Here is a 20,333-nt window from a genome sequence, read left to right as displayed (position 1 = left end):
ATCACAATTTCAATAACGGCGTAAATGTAAACTTACGCAATACAAGTATACAGAATAAATCGATTAAATGCACAAAATATTCGACGAAATACACATAAATGTTAAAAAAATCGCTAAAAAACAGCACTAAGCCTATAAAAACCCAAAAATCGTAAAAACAACATAATCAATGTTTTAGCGATTTTGATACGTTAAAATTGTAAGTAAAGTCTTTAAAAAACCATGGAATACTACTTCAAAACAGACATAGAATGGCGTAATTGGCTCCTTGAGAACCACAATTCTTCAACAGGCATCTACTTAATTTTTTATAAAGTTGAAAACAAAGAGGCTTCGATGCGATGGGAAGAAGCCGTTAAAGTAGCGCTTTGTTATGGTTGGATTGATTCTACTGTTAAAAGTCTTGGTAATGGAAAACGCAGGCAATATTTTTGTCCGAGAAAACCTAAAAGTGTTTGGAGCGCCTTAAACAAAAGACACATTAAAGAACTTTCTGCTAAAAATCTAATTCATGAAAGTGGATTAAATAGTATAAAAATAGCTAAAAAGAATGGCAGTTGGACAGCATTAGACAACGTAGAAAAAGGAATCGTGCCTACCGAGTTGCAGTTAGAATTTGATAAAAACTCTAAGGCCTTTGAAAATTTTAAAAACTTCGCGCCTTCATATAGAAAAGGTTATCTATACTGGTTAAATCAGGCAAAACGTGAGGTGACGCGACAAAAAAGAATCGCAGAGATTATAAAACTTTGTGAAGCAAATATTAAAAGTAGAGATACTTGGTAGTTAAATCCCTCTTATATAACTTCCGTAAGGATCTTTAAATTGAATGCCTTCGGTAAAACGGTATTTGCTGAGCTGTTTAAATTCTACTAATGCCCAAAGCACAAATTCTTTAACAAAATAACTATCTTCCTTTCTTAAATTAGGCTGGTACTCACCTAAAAGATCATCTAATGGAGAAATTGCATCGAGTAATGCCTTATACTCTTTATCTCTAAGATCATCAAGAATTTCAAAACCATCTTGCTGATTAAAAAACCATGAGACAATACCATCATAAGGGGTTTCGTCATCGTCTTTTTTTAGTTTTTCTATCTTCGGAAAGAACTCTGGAAACAAGCGCTTTACGGCCTCTCCTATTAAATTATAGGCTACCATTGCTGCACCTTCCTGCTCACCTTCATACACCAACTCTACTTTTCCTGTAATGGACGGAATAATACCGACAAAATCACTTAAACGCAACATCGTCTTATCATCACCTGCTTTTAATGCACGACGTTCTGCCGTACTTAACAAATTCTCCAAAGCTGTAATACTTAAACGTGCACTTACACCACTTTTAGCATCAATATATTCACTTTCTCGAGCTTCAAATACAATCTGCTCTAGTAAATCTCTAGCAAGATCTGGGACCATAACCGATTCTTTTTGGCTTTCGACCAATTTAGCCTCCTGCTCTGTAATGAGTCGTGCTGTTTCAATATCAATAGGATAATGTGTAAGAATCTGACTTCCAATTCTGTCTTTCAATGGTGTTACTATACTTCCTCTGTTAGTGTAATCTTCTGGATTTGCCGTAAAAATGAATTGAACATCTAATGGTAATCTTAATTTAAATCCGCGAATTTGGATATCACCTTCTTGTAAAATATTAAATAGAGCCACCTGAATTCGAGCTTGTAAATCGGGTAATTCGTTAATAACAAAAATACTTCGATTTGCTCTTGGGATCATACCGTAGTGAATTACACGATCATCGGCATAGCTCAATTTCAAATTTGCTGCTTTTATGGGATCAACATCTCCAATAAGATCAGCTACAGTCACATCTGGTGTTGCCAATTTTTCAGCAAAGCGTTCACTTCTGTGTAACCATGAAATTGGTGTATCGTCTCCCATTTCAGCAATTAATTCTGTAGCAAAACGTGAAATAGGCTGGAATGGGTCGTCATTAATTTCTGAGCCTTCTACATAAGGAATATACTCATCTAAGAGGTTTAACATCAAACGCGCCAAACGTGTTTTTGCTTGTCCGCGTAAACCCAATAAATTAATATTATGTCTTGATAGAATAGCGCGCTCCAACTCAGGAATTACTGTATTCTCATAACCATGCACACCTTCAAAAGCTGTCTCTTTATTCTTTATTTTTTCAATTAAGTTATCACGCAATTCATCTTTTATAGATTTAGATTGATAACCTGATGTCTTTAATTCGCCTAAGGTTTTTATCGTTTCTATTTTCATATCTATTTATCCTCTTATTCTTTTTTTTCTATTCGTTTCATAATCTTCAAAAATCATTTCCCCTAAGCCTTTCAAACCTGTGTAAAAGGCTTTTCCTTGATTGGCTCTAGTAAATTCTTGAACAAATTGCATCAAGTAGCGATCTTGAGCAATCATAAATGTAGTAATAGGAATATGTAATTTCCTTGCCTGTTGTGCCATAGCATAACACTTATTGGTGATGTAAGGGTTGAGTCCGTTACTATCCTTGTAATACTGTCCGTCTGGTAATCGCAAGCAACTTGGTTTACCGTCGGTAATCATAAAGATTTGTTTATTCGTGTTTCGTTTTCTTCTGAGTAGATCCATGGCTAACTGCAAACCTGCAACCGTATTAGTATGGTAAGGACCAACTTTGAGATAAGGAAGATCTTTGATTTCGATCTGCCAAGAATCATTTCCGAAGACAATAATATCCAAAGTATCCTTTGGGTAACGCGTCGTAATGAGTTCTGCTAAAGCCATGGCTACACGCTTGGCTGGTGTGATACGATCTTCACCATAAAGAATCATGCTATGACTAATATCAATCATCAAAACGGTACTCATTTGAGATTTATGCAATGTTTCTTCTACGACGAGGTCATCTTCAGTAATACTGAAATCGCCAATACCATGATTAATTTGCGCATTACGCAAACTTTCAGTCATAGAGACTTTATCTAAAGCGTCACCAAATTGGTAACGTCTAAAATCACCTGTGTGCTCATCTCCTATTCCCGGACTTTTACTTTTGTGGTTGCCTTGTCCACTTCTCTTTATTTTTCCAAAGATATGGTCCAAAGCTTGTTGTCGTATAGCACGTTCTGTTTTTGCGGTTATAGCCATTCCACCTTTTCCGTCAGGATCGATTTCTTCTTTGATGTAGCCTTTCTTTTTTAAATCTTCGATGAAATCATCAATAGTATATTCGGCTGTGGTGAGCTCGTATTCCTTATCCAATTCTCGAAGCCAAGAAATCGCTTCATCAAAATCTCCAGATGTATGTGTAATCAACTCTTTAAAGATTTCAAAAAGTTTTTCAAAAGGGGACTGATTAGGTGCTTCGTACGATTTAAAAACAAAGCCTTTTTTGAAATTAGTTCTCTCTTTCATAGCTGTATAAAAATACAACTATTACAATTTAATTTTGGTAAAGTTTTTATAAAACTACTCGATGAGTTTTAATTTATGAAGATTCTCAATTTTTATTTGCTTCCCTTGGGTTGAAATAAAACCCTCTTTTTTAAATTGAGATAAGATTCGAATAGCAGATTCGGTTGCAGTTCCAACAACATTAGCATAATCTTCTCGAGACAAATTAATGGCTAAAAAACCATCATCATCAACTCCAAAATGGTCATTCAAATAGATAAGAACATCGGCCAATCTATTCTTAACCGATTTCTGAGCCATATCGACAATCACATTATCAGATTCTTTCAAATCATGAGCCATTTGCTGAAGCATATCTAAAGTGAATTTTGGGTTTTTTTGAAGGTCTTGCATAATTTCACTCTTTGGAATAAAACACACTTCCATATCGTTTAATGCTACGGCACTCAAATTTGCCGACTCTTCACCTACCAAAGAACGCTGTCCCAATAAATCACCTTTAACTACCAACTTTACAATATGATCTTTTCCATTAGAGCTTAATTTAGACAACTTACAAACACCGTCTTTTACACAAAACACACCATTAACGGCATCACCTTCTTCAAAAATAACCTCACCTTTTTTGATAATTCTAGATGTCTTACATCCAGATATTCGCACTAACTCTTCTCTGGTTAGTGCTTTAAGAGAATTGAATTGCCTAATAATACATTGTTCACATTTACTCATAATCGATGTTTAGGTAATCTTGTAAAATTAATCAAAACATGACAAATATCATATTATAATCACAGTTCATTTTCAAACTTTGCATCAGGTATAAATGAGCAAATAATATGGACAAGTTATCTTGTTTCCACTGTGGTGATGATTGTGACAATACAAATATCACCTTCAACGAAAAGAACTTCTGCTGTAATGGCTGTAAGACCGTTTATGAGATATTCTCAGAAAATGATCTCACCTGTTATTATGATTTGCAGGCTTCTCCTGGCGCTGTACCAAAAGAAATACAAGGCAAATACGATTTTTTATCTCAAGATGATATCATCGAAAAGCTCACTGAATTTAATGATGGAGGCATTCAAATTGCGACGCTCTATATTCCTCATATTCACTGTAGTTCTTGCATTTGGATTTTAGAGAATCTCAATAAATTAAATGAAGATATTACCACTTCACAAGTGAACTTTGGAAAGAAAACCGTTCGTATTACTTACAATTCAGAAAAGGTTACACTTAAAGATACGGTCTTACTTTTAAGTACTATTGGTTACGAACCCTATATTTCACTAGACGATTTTAAAACTGGGCAACAACATGTCAATAGAAGTCTTATCTATAAACTAGGTATTGCTGGTTTTGCCTTTGGAAATGTGATGTTTTTATCTTTTCCTGAGTATTTTGAAGTAGGCGAATTCTGGCTAGAGCAATACAAGCATCTATTTCGTTGGTTGATGTTTGCTTTTTCAATTCCAGTAGTTTTCTATGCTGGTCGTGACTATTTCATATCTGCTTATAAAGGTTTAAACTCTAAGTTATTAAATATTGATGTGCCTATCGCTTTAGGTATTGCTGTACTATTCATTAGAAGTACTGTAGAGATCTTCTTCGACTTAGGTTCTGGTTTTTTTGATAGTCTTACTGGCTTGGTCTTCTTTTTATTATTGGGAAAGTTCTTTCAGCAAAAAACATATACGTTCTTATCATTTGAACGCGATTACAAATCTTACTTTCCAATTGCGGTTACTAAAATAACATCAGATGGTGATGAATCGCCAATTCAAGTTTATGATATCAAAAAAGGTGATCGATTACTCATTAGAAATGAAGAACTTATTCCTGTTGATGGCATTCTTATTAATGGAAAAGCAAGAATCGACTATAGTTTTGTTACTGGCGAATCTGAAACGGTTAGCAAACAATCTGGTGATAAATTATATGCTGGAGGAAAGCAAACTTCAGGAGTGATTGAAATGGAAGCCATTAAATCGGTTGAACAAAGTTATCTCACGCAATTGTGGAGTAATGATGTATTTAACAAGAATAAAGAAGACGGTTTTACCACGTTAACCAATGCTATCAGTAAACGATTTACAATAGCTGTACTCAGCATTGCTGTAATAGCAACCCTATTTTGGTTGGCTACAGATGCTTCTAAGGCTATGAATGTATTTACAGCAGTATTGATTATTGCTTGTCCGTGCGCAATTGCATTATCGGCGCCTTTTACCTTCGGAAATTTGCTACGTATCTTCGGAAAGCTAAAATTTTATGTCAAAAACGCATCAGTTATTGAACAATTAGCAACGGTGAATACGATTATTTTTGATAAAACAGGAACGATAACCTCTAACCAAAAAAGCACAGCCAATTATGAAGGTGTAGCACTCACATCTTCCGAAGAAATATTACTAAAAAACACGCTTCGTGGTTCTAATCATCCGTTGAGTAGAACATTATATGATATTCTGGATGAACATCATATTATTGCTCTCAATCATTTTGAAGAACACCTCGGAAAAGGTATTGAAGCAACTCATGACAACAATCATATCAAAATTGGATCTGCAAGTTTTGTCGGTACAACGGAATCTTCAGTTTTAAATACAACGGTTCACGTAAGTACAAATGATCATTACAAAGGAAAATTCACATTTTACAATAGCTACAGGAAAGGTCTCTCAAAACTATTTAATCAACTTAAAAAACACTATGATTTAGTGATCTTGTCTGGTGATAATGAAGGAGAACTTGAAAATCTAAAAAAACTATTGCCCTCAAAAACCAAACTCATTTTTAATCAAAAACCAGATGATAAATTGGAGTACATCAAATATCATCAATCTGAAGGCGCGAAAGTACTAATGGTTGGTGATGGATTAAATGATGCAGGCGCTTTAGCTCAAAGTAATGTTGGCATTGCACTCTCTGAAAATGTGAATGTATTTTCTCCAGCTTGCGATGCTATTTTAGATGCTTCAAAATTTAACCAACTGAATAAATTCATTAAGGCTTCAAAACGTGCCATCGATATCATAAAATGGAGCTTTGCCTTATCATTTCTTTATAATATTATCGGACTCTACTTCGCAGTAACTGGTCAATTAGCCCCTGTTGTCGCTGCTATTTTAATGCCATTAAGCTCAATCAGTATTGTTGTGTTTACCACTATAGCAACAACTATTTTGGGTAAAAAAATAAATGAGAAAGAATAGATGAAAATAAACATGCATAAAAAAATAAAAATAATTATCAAACATGATATAAGTCATGTTTTAAGAACCATCTCAAGCGTAATTTTGAACCATAACTTCTAATAGGTATGAGTGTTATATATATTTTATTAAGTATCAGCATTGTTGTTGCTATTGTGTTTTTCATTGCGTTTATAACTGCAGTAAAAAAAGGACAATATGACGATAGCTATACGCCTTCTGTTAGAATGCTTTTTGACGACGAACTCGTAAAAGAGCAACCAAAACCATCTATTAAAATAAAAAAGACTAATTAAATTATTATGGAAGTTCAACAGTTTCATTACGATAATAAAATCGTTAAAAATTTCCTCTATGCAACCATGCTTTGGGGAGTTGTAGGAATGTTAATAGGCTTACTATTGGCATTTATGTTTTTATTCCCTAACATGACCGACGGTATTTCCTGGTTGAGTTTTGGTCGATTAAGACCTTTACACACTAATGCTGTCATTTTTGCCTTTGTTGGGAATGCCATCTTTGCAGGTGTTTACTATTCGGTGCAACGTTTATTAAAGGCCAGAATGTTCAACGACACCTTAAGTAAAATAAACTTTTGGGGTTGGCAACTTATTATTGTTGGTGCAGCCATTACTCTGCCTTTAGGTTATACAACATCAAAAGAATATGCCGAATTAGAATGGCCTTTTGATATTGCTATTGCCGTTATCTGGGTTGTTTTTGGTTGGAACTTAATTGGAACCATATTAAAAAGACGACAACGCCATTTATATGTAGCCATCTGGTTTTACCTCGCCACATTCGTGACTGTTACCGTTTTACATATTTTCAACAGTTTGGAAATACCTGTTAGCGGACTTAAAAGTTACTCTGTTTATGCAGGTGTTCAGGATGCGTTGGTACAATGGTGGTATGGTCATAATGCTGTTGCCTTTTTCTTAACAACACCATTCTTAGGATTGATGTATTACTTTGTTCCTAAGGCTGCTAATAGACCTGTTTACTCTTACAGGTTATCCATTGTTCACTTTTGGTCGCTCATCTTCATTTACATTTGGGCTGGTCCACATCACTTATTATATACATCACTTCCAGGTTGGGCACAAAATCTTGGTGTTGCATTTTCTGTAATGCTATTAATGCCATCTTGGGGAGGAATGATTAACGGACTCCTTACACTTCGTGGTGCTTGGGACAAGGTAAGAACAGATCCTGTTTTAAAATTTATGGTGGTAGCCATAACAGGTTATGGTATGGCAACATTTGAAGGTCCTATGCTATCCCTTAAGAGTATGAATGCCATGGCGCATTTTACAGATTGGATTATTGCACACGTCCACGTTGGTGCTCTTGCTTGGAATGGCTTTTTAACCTTTGGAATGATCTATTACTTAGTTCCGAAGTTATTTAAAACAAAATTACATTCTTTAGCATTAGCCAATTTACACTTTTGGATAGGAACGCTAGGAATCATTTTCTATGCATTACCAATGTATGTTGCTGGTTTCCAGCAATGGGCTATGTGGAAACAATTTAGTCCAGATGGTAGATTAGAATATGGCAATTTCCTTGAAACAGTAACAGCTATAATGCCTATGTACTGGATGCGTGCCATTGGAGGTACTTTATTTATCACAGGTATGATTATCATGGTTATAAATGTGATTATCACGATTAGAAATGGTAGCAAAGTAAGTGATGAATTAGCAGAAGCTGCTGCTTTGAAACGTGTCTCTAAAAGACGTGTTGTTGGTGAAGGATGGCATACTTGGTTAGAGCGTAAACCAGTTAAGTTAACCATTTTTGCTACAATCGCTATCTTAATTGGTGGTATCGTACAGATCGTTCCAACCTTATTGGTAAAATCCAATATCCCAACTATAACCAGTGTAAAACCGTATACACCTTTAGAACTAGAAGGAAGAGATATTTATATTAGAGAAGGTTGTGTGGGTTGCCATTCACAAATGGTAAGGCCATTTAGAAATGAAGTTGCTCGTTATGGCGAATATTCGAAAGCTGGAGAATTTGTTTATGATCATCCATTCTTATGGGGAAGTAAACGTACAGGACCTGACCTTCACCGTGTAGGCGGTAGGTATACAGATTCGTGGCACTTCAAGCATATGTACAATCCTCAAGAAATCTCTGATGGCTCAATAATGCCTGCTTACCAATGGCTTATTAAAAACGGATTGGATAAATCACAAACCGAAGCTAAAATGAGAGCTATGGTCAAACTGGGTGTACCATACACAGATGAAGACATTAATACTGCACAACAGCAAATGAATGCTCAAGCTGAGACTATAGTTGAAAATCTAAAAGAAGACCCTGATCTAGCTACCTCTTTCGTTGAAGGTAAAGAAGAAGCCTTAGCTAAAGGTGAAACATACATTGAAATAAAAGAACGTGAGATTATAGCTGTAATTGCTTATCTCCAAAGATTAGGAACAGATATTAAAGTATCTGACATAGAAGAATTAACAACCACAGAAAACGAATAGATTATGCTAAAATTTGTAAAAAACCATATGGAAAGTATCACAGGTATAGAAATCTATCCTTTGATCTCTTTAGTTATTTTTTTCAGTTTTTTTGTCATCTTATTTTGGTGGGTAATAACTGCAAAAAAAGAATACATCACTACCGTGAGTAATATTCCATTAGACAACCAAAATCCATCAGAATTATGAGAAATATACCATCATGGATAAGAGTACCTGTTGTATTCTTTATCATTTTCGGACTTACAGAATATTTTATTGATTCTGGCGATGAGCCAGCATTTATAGCAGAACCTTTGATATCATTATTTTTGGTACTTGTATTCCTTATTCTAGTTGCGATCGAAGCTATTGTTGGTGCTCTAGATAATGTATTATATCAAAGTTTAGATGCGGAAGCTAAAGCTAGATATGAAGCGAAAAGAGCTGCTCCTCCAAAATTCATTAGTTGGATTAAAGAACTGTACAAAAAATCATTAGGACAAAAACCTATTGAAGAAGAACACGATATTATTCTTGATCATAATTATGATGGTATTAAAGAGTTAGATAACGACTTACCACCATGGTGGTTATATGGTTTCTATGCGTCTATTATCTTCGGTTTTGTATATATGGCCAAGTATCACATTTTTAATGGACCAGACCAGTACCAAGAGTTAGAAGCTAATATTGTTCAGGCTAACATAGAACTTGAAGAATATAGAAAGAATGCTAAAAACCTAGTCGATTTTAATACAGTAACTGTACTAACTGACCCTGCCGATCTAGCAAGCGGAAAAGAAATTTTTGAATTGAATTGTGTGGCCTGCCATGCTATTGATGGTGGCGGTGGAATTGGTGCAAACCTAACTGATAAGTATTGGATTTTAGGTGGTGGCATCAACAATGTCTTTAAAACGGTTTCCGAAGGTGGTCGTGACGGTAAAGGGATGATTGCCTGGAATCAAAATTTGAGTCCTGCGGAAATTGCTCAAGTGTCTAGCTACGTTCTTAAATTTCAAGGTACAACACCTGAAAAACCTAAAGCTTCAGAAGGCGAAATATGGGTTGATGACAGTGCTGTTTCAGAAGAAGAAACTGAAGCGACAGACACCATTGCACCAGAAACAATTGAAGTACAAACAGACTCTATTAGTACTACAGAACAATAATAATGGAAACACCCAAGAACGAAACATTTAGAGATTCGATTGGTACAGTAACCGACGAAGGAAAACGTGCTTGGGTGTATCCAAAAAAACCAAGTGGTCGTTATTATGAAAGACGAAAAATTGTTAGTTACGGACTTTTAGCATTTTTATTTGCTGCACCATTTATAAAAGTAAGTGGTAATCAATTTTTACTCTTTAATGTACTAGAACGTCGTTTTAATATTTTTGGATTTCCGTTTTGGCCACAAGATTTTTATCTATTTGTAATTTCAATGCTTATTGGTGTTGTATTTGTAACACTATTTACGGTTGGTTTTGGACGAATTTTCTGTGGATGGATTTGTCCGCAAACTATTTTTATGGAAATGGTTTTCCGCAGAATAGAATATTGGATTGAAGGCGATAGAAATAAACAGCGAAAACTAGATAGACAAAAGTGGAATGCCGAGAAAATAAAAAAACGACTTATAAAGTGGTTCGTTTTTTTAGTGATTTCGTTTTTAATAGCAAATGTGTTTTTAGCCTATTTGATTGGAAGTGACAAATTAATTAGATATATCACCGAAGGACCATTTGAGCATTTAAGTACGCTGCTTCCACTTGTAATTTTTACAGCTGTATTTTATTTTGTCTTTGCTTGGTTTAGAGAGCAAGTTTGTATTATCGCTTGTCCTTATGGACGTTTACAAGGTGTGCTACTAGACAATAAATCTATAGTTGTGGCTTATGATCATAAACGCGGTGAAGGGGAAAGCGGTCGAAAAAAATTTAGGAAAAATGAAGATAGAACCGCTCTTGGTCATGGCGATTGTATCGACTGTTTGCAATGTGTACATGTATGCCCGACTGGAATTGATATTAGAAACGGAACACAATTAGAATGTGTTAACTGTACAGCGTGCATAGATGAATGCGATCATATTATGGAAAGCATTAATTTACCAAAAGGCTTAATACGATATGCTAGTGAAGATAACATTGAAAAGAAAAAGAAATTTGAATTTACGCCTAGGTTAAAAGGATATACAGCTGTACTTATCATTTTGGTCGGTATACTAACAGGTTTACTTCTATTGAGAAATGAAGTTGAAGCTAAAATTCTAAAGCTGCCTGGACAAACCTATCAATTAAAAGAAGGACATATTATTAGTAATGTATATACCTACAAATTAATAAATAAAACAACAGACACAATAAGCAATGTAAGGTTTAAATTACGGAAGTATGAAGGCGAGATTAAACCGGTTTCAACTTCAGAAACATTTGAAATTCCAGCTCAAGGTTTAGCCGAAGGTACATTATTTATAGAAATCAAAAAAAGTGAGCTCTCTGATGATACTATAAAACTAATGATTGAAGTTTACAATGATACTGAAATCATAGAAACCACAACTGTTAGTTTTTCAGGGCCTAGAACTTATAATTAAAACCAAGTATTATGAAATTAAATTGGGGAACAGGAATCGTATTGGCATTTATAGGCTTTATAAGCTTCATCATGTATTTTGTAATTAATATGAATACATCTGAAAAGTATAACACCTCATTAGTCACTGAAGATTATTACAAAGCAGAATTAGAGTATCAAAACGATATCGACAAAGAAAAGAACGCTAGAAATCTAGCTCAAAATATTACTTGGAAACGAACAGAAAAAGGACTGGAAATTAACTTTCCAGAATCTATGGATATTAGTCAAATTACAGGAAAAGTGTTCCTTTACAGACCATCTAATGAACAAGTAGACTTTGAAACTGCAATTTCATTGTCTCATCACAATTTGCTCATACCTGACAAGCGTTTGTTAGATGGTCGCTGGAACATTAAAGTGGATTGGCAATATAGAGGAAAATCATATCTCTACAAAAAAGAAATCGTGTATTAAATGCTTTGGTCTGCTCTCATATTTGGTCTTTTAGGAAGCTTCCACTGTGTTGGAATGTGTGGTCCTATTGCCTTTATGCTACCTGTGGATAGAAGCAACTCAACAAAAAAAATAGTTCAAACCTTTGCATATCACTTCGGAAGACTTTTTGCCTATGGTCTTATTGGATTAGTATTTGGTCTCGTAGGCAAAGGATTATACCTCTTTGGAATACAACAGCAGTTATCTATTGCCATTGGAGTTTTAATGATTGTAATAGTGCTTATCCCAGTGCAAAAATTCAATACATACAATTTCTCTAAACCAATATATAAACTGATTTCAAAAGTAAAGACGTCTTTAGGGAAAGCCTTAAAAAAGAAAACTGCAGACACATTTTTAACTATAGGATTTCTTAATGGTTTTCTTCCGTGTGGTTTAGTTTACATGGCAGTTATAGCGTCTTTAACTATGCAAAATGCCTCATACAGTGCCTTATACATGCTACTATTTGGTATTGGTACTATTCCTTTGATGACAACTGCAATATATCTTGGTAAGTTCTTAAACACAGCTGTTAAGCGTCGAATTCAAAAAGCTATCCCTGTTTTCGTGGTCATTATTGGTCTGTTGTTTATTATACGAGGTATGGGGTTAGGAATTCCTTACTTATCTCCTACTCCAGTTGCTGAAATGGCTTCTAGTACTATTGATTGTCATTAAAAATAGGAGCATCTTGTTTTCTTAAAACCGTCCCTAAGGGACAACGTATTCATACATTTCAATTATGTCAAAAAACTTAAATAATACACATAAATTACAGCTAAACAAAGAGGAAATGAAAAACTATGGTTATCAAGTTATTGATTCTATAGTTGATCATTTTGATACAGAACATCTAAAAAAACCTGTCGCATATGCATCAAGGGAAGAAATGGATACGCTTTTTAACATTGAAGCTCCAGAAAAAGAGACCAATTTTCAAGATGTTTTAGATTTCGTTGTTAAAGAAGTATTACCTAATAGCAATATCGTATCACATCCCAAATCTTATTCCTTTGTTCCTGGACCTAGCAATTATGTTAGTGTTATGGCAGATACGTTAGCTACAGGATTTAATGTTTTTTCTGGCGGTTGGGCGGCTTCTCCCGCTGCAGCAGAACTCGAAATAGTAACCATGAATTGGCTATTGAAATTATTTAAATTCCCTAAGAAAAAAGGAGGAGGAATCTTTACAAGTGGTGGCTCAATGGCTAATTTAACTGCATTGGTTACTGCAAGAAGACAACGCTGTGGCGATGACTTTTCAAAGGCCATAATTTACATGTCTGATCAAGCACATTCGTCTAATATAAAAGCCATTAGAGTATTAGGTTTTAAGAAAGAACAGGTTAGAATCATACCAACAGATATTGCCTTTAAAATGGCCATTAATAAATTAAAAAATGCGATTGCTAAAGACCGATTAAAAGGGCTCCAACCGTTTTGTATTATCGCTTCGGCAGGAACCACAAACACAGGTAGTGTTGATCCTTTAGATGAAATAGCCGCTATTTGTAAAACTGAAAAACTCTGGTTTCATGTAGATGGTGCTTATGGCGGAGCCGCTGTACTATCAAAAAAAGGTAAATTACTACTAAAAGGAATAGAAAAGGCAGACTCTTTAACTATAGATCCTCATAAATGGCTATTTCAGCCCTACGAAATGGGATGTTTACTCGTACGTAATCATAAATGGTTAAGCAAAACATTTAGCGAAAAACCTGAATATCTCCGTGATATTGAAGGTAATACTTCGGAAATTAATTTTTATGATCACGGCATTCAACTCACTAGACGTTTTAGAGCTTTAAAATTCTATATGTCAATGAAAACATTTGGACTAGAAGCGTTTAAAACTGCTATATCCTACTCTATTGATCTTACCGAAAATGTTGAAGCTTATTTAAGAAAAAGTTCAAACTGGGAAGTCATTTCTCCTGCAACCTTAGCGGTTATTAATTTTAGATATAATCCTATTGAAATGGCGTTCTCTGAAAAAAAATTAGATGTACTCAATCAACATATATCTCAAAAAATATTGGAATCAAGAGAGGCACTATTAGTGACGACTATCCTCCAGAATCAAATTGTTCTAAGAATGTGCTTAATCAATCCAAGAACAACACTTAATGATATAAAAGACACTCTAGCATTGTGTGAATCTATTGCTAAAAATAGTATGTCATGACATCTTCAGAATAAATAACTTATAGCTGATATATATCATATAATTTCAGCCCATCTTATAGTAACTTTAATTTAGAATTAAAAACCTAAGATCATGAAAAAAAGAATGCCCATTTCAACAATAATGACAAAAGATATCATCACTTTAAATCTTACTGACAATTTGGAAACTGCCGAATTATTATTCAAAAAAAATAATATTCGTCACATTCCAGTAGTAAGTGGAGATAAAATTATAGGAATGTTGAGTTACACCGATTTACTGCGAATTAGTTTTGCAGATGCCGTAGATGAAGGCGAACAAGATGTAGACACTGTAGTTTATAATATGTTCACTATCGAGCAAGTAATGGCAAAAAATGTAGTAAGCGTAGGCTCAAATTCTACTATAAAAGACGTAGCAGAAATGCTTGCAAAAAAAGAATTTCATGCATTGCCAGTGGTAGATAATAATAAATTGGTTGGTATTGTTACTACTACGGATTTGATAAATTTTTTGATTGAACAGTTTTAATGTGTCATCATTAAAACCTTAAATCCTGAAAGGTTTTTAATCGGATCTTTCAGGATTTATTTTGTAATTTCATAAAGAAAAATAACGAACACAAATGAGCACACACATAGAAGCTAAATCAGGAGAGATTGCAGAAACGGTCTTACTGCCTGGTGATCCAATGCGAGCGAAATGGATTGCAGAAACATTTTTTGAAAACCCAAAACTCTACAATGATGTTAGAGGAATGCTAGGTTATACTGGTGAATATAAGGGTAAACGTGTTTCTGTTCAAGGAACTGGTATGGGGATTCCATCTTGTTTGATTTATTGTCATGAACTCATTAATAATTATGGTGCAAAAAATCTGATACGTGTTGGTTCGGCTGGTTCCTATAAAAAAGAAGTAAAAATTAGAGATATCGTTATTGCCATGTCTGCCTCTTCAAATTCTGGCATCAATAATTCACGATTCATAAATGCTGATTATGCACCTACGGCTAATTTTGACCTCTTTATGAAGGCTGCGACATACGCAAAAGTCAATAATATTAGTATTAAAGCTGGTAATGTTTTGTCATCTGATGAGTTTTATGAAGATGATTTTGACTCGTATAAAAAATGGGCAGAATTTGGAGTACTTTGTGTCGAAATGGAAACGGCTGGTTTGTATACTATTGCTGCAAAGCACAATATAAAAGCCCTATCTATATTAACTATTTCAGATTCTTTAGTTACTAATGAACATACCTCAGCTGATGAGAGAGAATCTACATTTAATACGATGATAGAAATAGCATTGAGTACGTTATAGCAGCATTCATTTTTAAAATTATAAGACAATTAATCTAATTAAGACATCTTTGTCTTAATTAAATATTTCCGTATCTTTATCTTACCAAAAAAAATTAAATTTAATGTTTTCTAAAGCTTGTCAGTACGGTATCAAAGCCACTATTTTTATCGCGATTAACTCTCTTGAGAACAGACGTGTTAGTCCGAAAGAGATTTCCGAAGAAATTGATTCTCCTCAAGCATTTACTGCTAAAATATTACAAGCCTTAGTAAAACACAATATTATCAATTCTGTCAAAGGCGCTTATGGTGGTTTTGAAATTGATAAAGAAAATATTGCTTCAATACAACTTTCTCAAATTGTAAGTGCAATTGATGGTGATGCTATTTATAGTGGCTGTGGTTTGGGATTAAAAACCTGTGATGAAAGCCATCCATGCCCTGTTCATGATAAATTTAAAATTGTACGAACAGAGTTAAAGGACATGTTAGAAAATACCAACCTAAAACAATTGGCTTTAGATATTACATCTGGAACCTCTTTTTTAAAGATCTAAAAATCTTTTCGTTTCGATTTGTAGAGTATTCTTAAAACAGGTAAGATTACCCATACTATAAGCATAATAAAAGATATAATAAGCCCAAAGCTTGTGCCGAAAAACTGTTTGAACACTGCTCCAGTATAGCCTAACAGTGCCGAAATATCTAACTTTAAAAGAATAAGCGTCCGAGATAAATCAATAGGATTTAGCATCGTACCAATTAATGACACCTTATCTAACGGATAGTCTTCAAACATAATTAGAGTCATTAGAAAAAGACCGTCATAAATTATCGCTAAGAACAGCCATAACAGAATGGCATATCCAAACCCTTTAATTTTATTCTCATTAGACATAGCGATGTTAAACGCTAGTGCTGTAAATATGAAGGTTAAAAAAGCACCTGTAATCAACAGTAGTGAAAAGTCCCAAATAGCATTACTCTTCAATAAACCATAAAATATAAATGGGATTCCCAATCCTAAAACCAAACTCATGCTAAGCGACAGAGCAACACCTAAATACTGACCTAAAAATATAGATGGTCGCTTTAAAGGTTGAGCTAATAATAGTTCGGTAAATTCTCTAGAATTGTAATAATACATGACACCAAAAATGGTTCCTATTAAAGGAACTAACACAATAATGACATTCATTAATGTTATAACGGCTTTTGAAAGATCATTATTCAAAAACAAAAGCACAATTCCGAGTAGTAAATAAAATGCAAAGTAGACATAGCTCCAACGACTACGCATTAAATCAAAAAAACTATATTTTAATATTTTAAACATGATTAGTAGTTAATATAGACGCAATAGCGTGTTCAAAATCTGGCTGACTGGTCATTTGTTTTAATTCTGAAATAGACCCTTTAAAGTAAATGTTTCCTTCTAACAAAAACACGATCTCGTCTGATACTTCTTCGACAAAACTCATAATATGTGATGTGATTAGAATGGTTTTCCCTTTTGATTTTTCAGTTTGTATAAGCGTCTTTAATCGTATCAAAGAAATAGGATCTAATCCGGTGGTTGGCTCATCTAAAATAATTAGAGGGCTATCAAACATAAAGGTCAAAACAATATTTACTTTTTGTTTGGTGCCTCCTGAAAGTGTATTTAACTTTTTATTTAAAAAAGGTTCTAATTTAAACAACTTGATTAATGATTCGTCTTCTGCAGTTTTTCCACGCAAATCTTTAATCATTTTAATCAATTCTTTCACTTTTAAATTACTTGGAAAGTTGGCAATCTGCGGCAAATAATCAATTTTATTGCGATACTTAGAACTGTTCTTTATGTTTTTCCCAAGTACAGATATTTCTCCTTTATTAGGAATAACCATGCCTAAAATAGACTTTATCAATGTTGTTTTACCCGAACCATTTGGTCCAAGTACAGCAAAGATGCCGCCTTCTTCTATTTCTAAGTCTAATCCACTTAACACTTTGTTCTTTCCAAATTTTTTATATAATCCTTGAATACTTACCATGTTATTTTTTTTGTTAGCGGATTATGATCTAATAAATTGTCTGGCGTAAATACAGGTGACACTTTTTCAGAAAAATCAATAATGTCTATAAATAAACTTCGAAGTAAAATAATGGTTTCTGGTGTTCGGTTTACGATATATGAAAATAGTTTTACTGGTCGGTACGGTACATCTCCAATACCATCTTTATCTAAATCGTAACCTGTATAATTACTCCAGTAATTGCGGTCAAACACATTGTCATTAATCTTACTATTATAAGCAATATCAAATGAATTATATAGAAAATTATTTTCTATAAATCGATTTGTATAACAAGCGCCACGGACTTTAACAGCCCAACCATTTTTTTTAAAATTATTGTGTTTATACAAAATTCTATTAGAGCCTTCTATGTTTATTCCTATAGTATTTTCTTCAAAAGTATTCCCAATAATTTCGGCATCATTAATCTCTTTTAAAAGCATCCCATAAGATGCGGTTCCCCAATTTTCTTTAAAAATATTATTATACATTTTGATTTTCTTAGAGAACATCACTGCCACTCCAGCTCCATTATTTTCAAACGTATTATCTTGATAGATATCATTATTAGAAAACATAAAATGTAATCCGTAACGCAAATTCTCGGCACTAACATTGTTTTTGATTAAGCAATCATCAGAAAATTCTAAATAAATCCCATCACGTACATGCTCTACGTAATTATGCTCAATTTCAATGTGATTACTATACCACAATTGAATCCCATTTCCAGAATTATACTCTTCTTTAGCATCTCCAATAATCTTATTATGATATAATTTTCCGTAGCTAGATTTTTCAATATAAATTCCAAAAAACAGTTTTTCTAAAACCACATTCTGAATCACAAAATGCTTACTCTTTCTAACACGAATTGCAGCATAATCTTCAGTATAACTTGTTCCAACATTAATAACAAAAAGGCCGTCTATAGTAACATTATCAGATATAACAGTAATCACTTCCCCTTTTAATTGTCCGTCAATAACAGGATAATCTTCACCAATAATGGTTAACGGTTTGTCTACTTTTATACCATACTCTTTATAGGTTCCTTTTTTAATACTTATAGTGTCAAAAGGGTTGGCTTTTGCTATAGCATTTTTTAATGTTGTCGTTGAGCAACTATCACAAACCTCTACCGTTTGTGAAAAACTTATACTACTGACTAGTAGTGAAAGGCATAAAATGATATGTAGAACCAGAGATTTCATTTATAACACAGTATATTTTAATCCAAAATTGAGATTTAAATTTTCATTCATCTGAATACCATTATAATCTTCATATACTGGGCCCCCTGCCTCTAAACCCAAGCGAAAATTTTTCAAACTAGACGTTTCAGGAAACGACACATTAACACCTAAAAAGGTTTTTATTTTATCACTACCATAGTTAGCTGTACTTGCCGTAGTCACCATCATTGGATTGAGCTCTGTATCCATTCCTTCAATATTGCCTTCTGTTAATCCTAATACACGAGCAGAAATACTAAAGTTGTCAGATAGCTTATAAGCACCCCAAATATTTAGTTGATATAGGTTTCCAAAACGATAATCCTCACTGTTTTCTCCTATTCTAAATATACTCAAAAATTGTGTTCCCCATGATGTATTGGTATAATTACCTTTTAAAGTCGCACCTAATGTCATATCAAAAGTACCGCTTCCCAATTGCATAGCATAAGGTAGTTTCATATTATCTGACATTGGTGTATCATCTCTGTTTTTAATACCACCAATAGGAATATTAATCCCTGCATTTAAATGCAATGCTGTTTTGTGATTATTAAATAAGCCATACATCGCATTAATTTTTAAATCACCAAACCCACTAGAACTCGTAGAAAAATCTCTAAACATAACCATCTCATTCATCATCATTCTTGCAGTAAGATCCATACTTTTTGTAACATAATTTTGCATAAGCATCAATGTGAGTTTATTAGAAGGAGCGTACATAACTCCCAACATATACATGTCCATAGTCATATCTTGAGGTGCTACCATAAAACTATTATAGATCTCATTATTGCTAATATCACTGGTGCCAAATTTATTCCCATCCATTACCATATTCATATATCTAAACGACACCATTAAACCACCTTTTTGATGTAAATGGTCTCCCATCACACCAATAGGTGCATGAGCATCAGGTCTATTATGATCATGATGCGTATGATCTAAAGCTCCAAATTTTGAAGTTTTAAATTTTAACTTAATCTCTTCCCAAGAATAGATCTCTCCTCCTTTTCTTGATTTAACATCTTTAGCAATATCTTTAGTTTTAAATGCTGAAAGATTAGCTCCCATCGGGCTGGGAATGGATTTACTCTTTAAGTAGATAGCCGTTTCTGCATCTATGAGTTCTCCTGTATTATAATCTGAAACTTTCATAGAAGACACTAATGATTCATTAGTAACTTTTAAATAATTGATAAGACATTCTATAGCATCAAACTGAATGATTTCTTCATTTTTTTCAGCCGAAGCTCTATGCAAATTATCTTCAATAGTCATCTTGCAATGCACACATTGATCTGGGTTTTGAGCTTGTACGCCATTTAAAAATAGACATACAAAGAGTATTGAAAGCATATATATACGTTTCATAAGATTCG

General features: G+C 33.8%; 20 protein-coding genes. 13 read left to right on the top strand and 7 right to left on the bottom strand.

Annotated elements, in window-relative coordinates:
* Positions 1-222 precede the first annotated feature (222 nt).
* A complete protein-coding gene (locus tag KWG70_RS11825; RefSeq protein ID WP_230936244.1) occupies positions 223-786 on the top strand; it encodes a YdeI/OmpD-associated family protein in 564 nt (187 codons plus the stop codon).
* Here KWG70_RS11825 and KWG70_RS11820 read toward each other — a convergent pair whose 3' ends face one another.
* From KWG70_RS11820 to KWG70_RS11810, 3 genes are read right to left on the bottom strand one after another with little or no spacing between them, the layout of a single operon-like run.
* The gene (locus tag KWG70_RS11820; protein WP_230936243.1) at positions 787-2,253 is read right to left on the bottom strand and encodes a sigma 54-interacting transcriptional regulator; all 1,467 of its coding nucleotides are present in this window, start codon (positions 2,251-2,253) and stop codon (positions 787-789) included. It lies immediately after the preceding gene.
* A 6-nt stretch (positions 2,254-2,259) separates the two neighbouring features.
* Positions 2,260-3,387 (bottom strand): vWA domain-containing protein, encoded by a 1,128-nt coding sequence (locus KWG70_RS11815; RefSeq protein WP_230936242.1) that lies wholly within the window; start codon positions 3,385-3,387, stop codon positions 2,260-2,262.
* Between the two features lie 54 nt (positions 3,388-3,441).
* Entirely contained in the window at positions 3,442-4,119 is a 678-nt protein-coding gene (locus tag KWG70_RS11810) for a Crp/Fnr family transcriptional regulator (RefSeq protein ID WP_230936241.1), read from the bottom strand.
* Positions 4,120-4,226: 107 nt separating this feature from the next.
* Between KWG70_RS11810 and KWG70_RS11805 the strand changes: the two genes are divergently transcribed.
* The 12 genes from KWG70_RS11805 (at position 4,227) to KWG70_RS11750 (ending at position 16,207) form a co-directional block, all read left to right on the top strand.
* Positions 4,227-6,608, top strand: coding sequence for a heavy metal translocating P-type ATPase (locus KWG70_RS11805; RefSeq protein ID WP_230936240.1), 2,382 nt, complete (start codon positions 4,227-4,229; stop codon positions 6,606-6,608).
* Between the two features lie 107 nt (positions 6,609-6,715).
* Positions 6,716-6,904 (top strand): cbb3-type cytochrome oxidase assembly protein CcoS, encoded by a 189-nt coding sequence (gene ccoS / locus KWG70_RS11800; RefSeq protein ID WP_230936239.1) that lies wholly within the window; start codon positions 6,716-6,718, stop codon positions 6,902-6,904.
* A gap of 6 nt (positions 6,905-6,910) precedes the next feature.
* Positions 6,911-9,115, top strand: a complete 2,205-nt coding sequence (gene ccoN, locus KWG70_RS11795; protein WP_230936238.1) for a cytochrome-c oxidase, cbb3-type subunit I — start codon at positions 6,911-6,913, stop codon at positions 9,113-9,115.
* Between the two features lie 3 nt (positions 9,116-9,118).
* Positions 9,119-9,304, top strand: coding sequence for a CcoQ/FixQ family Cbb3-type cytochrome c oxidase assembly chaperone (locus KWG70_RS11790; RefSeq protein WP_230936237.1), 186 nt, complete (start codon positions 9,119-9,121; stop codon positions 9,302-9,304).
* Positions 9,301-10,269 (top strand): cbb3-type cytochrome c oxidase N-terminal domain-containing protein, encoded by a 969-nt coding sequence (locus tag KWG70_RS11785; RefSeq protein WP_230936236.1) that lies wholly within the window; start codon positions 9,301-9,303, stop codon positions 10,267-10,269. Before KWG70_RS11790 ends, KWG70_RS11785 begins: the two co-directional genes overlap by 4 nt.
* A 2-nt stretch (positions 10,270-10,271) precedes the next feature.
* Entirely contained in the window at positions 10,272-11,696 is a 1,425-nt protein-coding gene (gene ccoG, locus KWG70_RS11780) for a cytochrome c oxidase accessory protein CcoG (protein WP_230936235.1), read from the top strand.
* An 11-nt stretch (positions 11,697-11,707) separates the two neighbouring features.
* Positions 11,708-12,154: a FixH family protein gene (locus KWG70_RS11775; RefSeq protein WP_230936234.1), complete on the top strand. Its 447-nt coding sequence runs from the start codon at positions 11,708-11,710 to the stop codon at positions 12,152-12,154.
* Entirely contained in the window at positions 12,155-12,856 is a 702-nt protein-coding gene (locus KWG70_RS11770) for a sulfite exporter TauE/SafE family protein (protein WP_230936233.1), read from the top strand.
* A 64-nt stretch (positions 12,857-12,920) separates the two neighbouring features.
* Positions 12,921-14,363, top strand: a complete 1,443-nt coding sequence (locus KWG70_RS11765; protein WP_230936232.1) for a pyridoxal phosphate-dependent decarboxylase family protein — start codon at positions 12,921-12,923, stop codon at positions 14,361-14,363.
* A 93-nt stretch (positions 14,364-14,456) separates the two neighbouring features.
* Positions 14,457-14,876 (top strand): CBS domain-containing protein, encoded by a 420-nt coding sequence (locus KWG70_RS11760; protein WP_230936231.1) that lies wholly within the window; start codon positions 14,457-14,459, stop codon positions 14,874-14,876.
* Between the two features lie 94 nt (positions 14,877-14,970).
* Positions 14,971-15,669 (top strand): purine-nucleoside phosphorylase, encoded by a 699-nt coding sequence (deoD, locus tag KWG70_RS11755; RefSeq protein ID WP_230936230.1) that lies wholly within the window; start codon positions 14,971-14,973, stop codon positions 15,667-15,669.
* 103 nt (positions 15,670-15,772) lie between these two features.
* Positions 15,773-16,207: an RrF2 family transcriptional regulator gene (locus KWG70_RS11750; protein WP_230936229.1), complete on the top strand. Its 435-nt coding sequence runs from the start codon at positions 15,773-15,775 to the stop codon at positions 16,205-16,207.
* On the opposite strand, the gene KWG70_RS11745 is transcribed toward KWG70_RS11750, so the two are convergent.
* Genes KWG70_RS11745 through KWG70_RS11730 form a run of 4 tightly spaced genes read right to left on the bottom strand, consistent with a single transcriptional unit; the run spans position 16,204 to position 20,325 of the window.
* On the bottom strand, positions 16,204-16,986 hold the full coding sequence (locus KWG70_RS11745) for an ABC transporter permease (protein ID WP_230936228.1): 783 nt from the start codon (positions 16,984-16,986) through the stop codon (positions 16,204-16,206). The two genes, KWG70_RS11750 and KWG70_RS11745, sit on opposite strands and share 4 nt — an antisense overlap.
* Positions 16,979-17,686 (bottom strand): ABC transporter ATP-binding protein, encoded by a 708-nt coding sequence (locus KWG70_RS11740; protein ID WP_230936227.1) that lies wholly within the window; start codon positions 17,684-17,686, stop codon positions 16,979-16,981. Before KWG70_RS11740 ends, KWG70_RS11745 begins: the two co-directional genes overlap by 8 nt.
* Positions 17,680-18,924, bottom strand: coding sequence for a nitrous oxide reductase family maturation protein NosD (locus KWG70_RS11735; RefSeq protein ID WP_230936226.1), 1,245 nt, complete (start codon positions 18,922-18,924; stop codon positions 17,680-17,682). Before KWG70_RS11735 ends, KWG70_RS11740 begins: the two co-directional genes overlap by 7 nt.
* Positions 18,925-20,325, bottom strand: coding sequence for a nitrous oxide reductase accessory protein NosL (locus tag KWG70_RS11730; protein ID WP_230936225.1), 1,401 nt, complete (start codon positions 20,323-20,325; stop codon positions 18,925-18,927). It abuts the gene before it with no gap.
* Between the last annotated feature and the right edge of the window lie 8 nt (positions 20,326-20,333).

This window comes from Psychroserpens luteolus, from assembly GCF_021032705.1.
GTDB lineage: Bacteria > Bacteroidota > Bacteroidia > Flavobacteriales > Flavobacteriaceae > Psychroserpens > Psychroserpens luteolus.
This window is presented reverse-complemented; position numbering and strand designations above follow the sequence as displayed.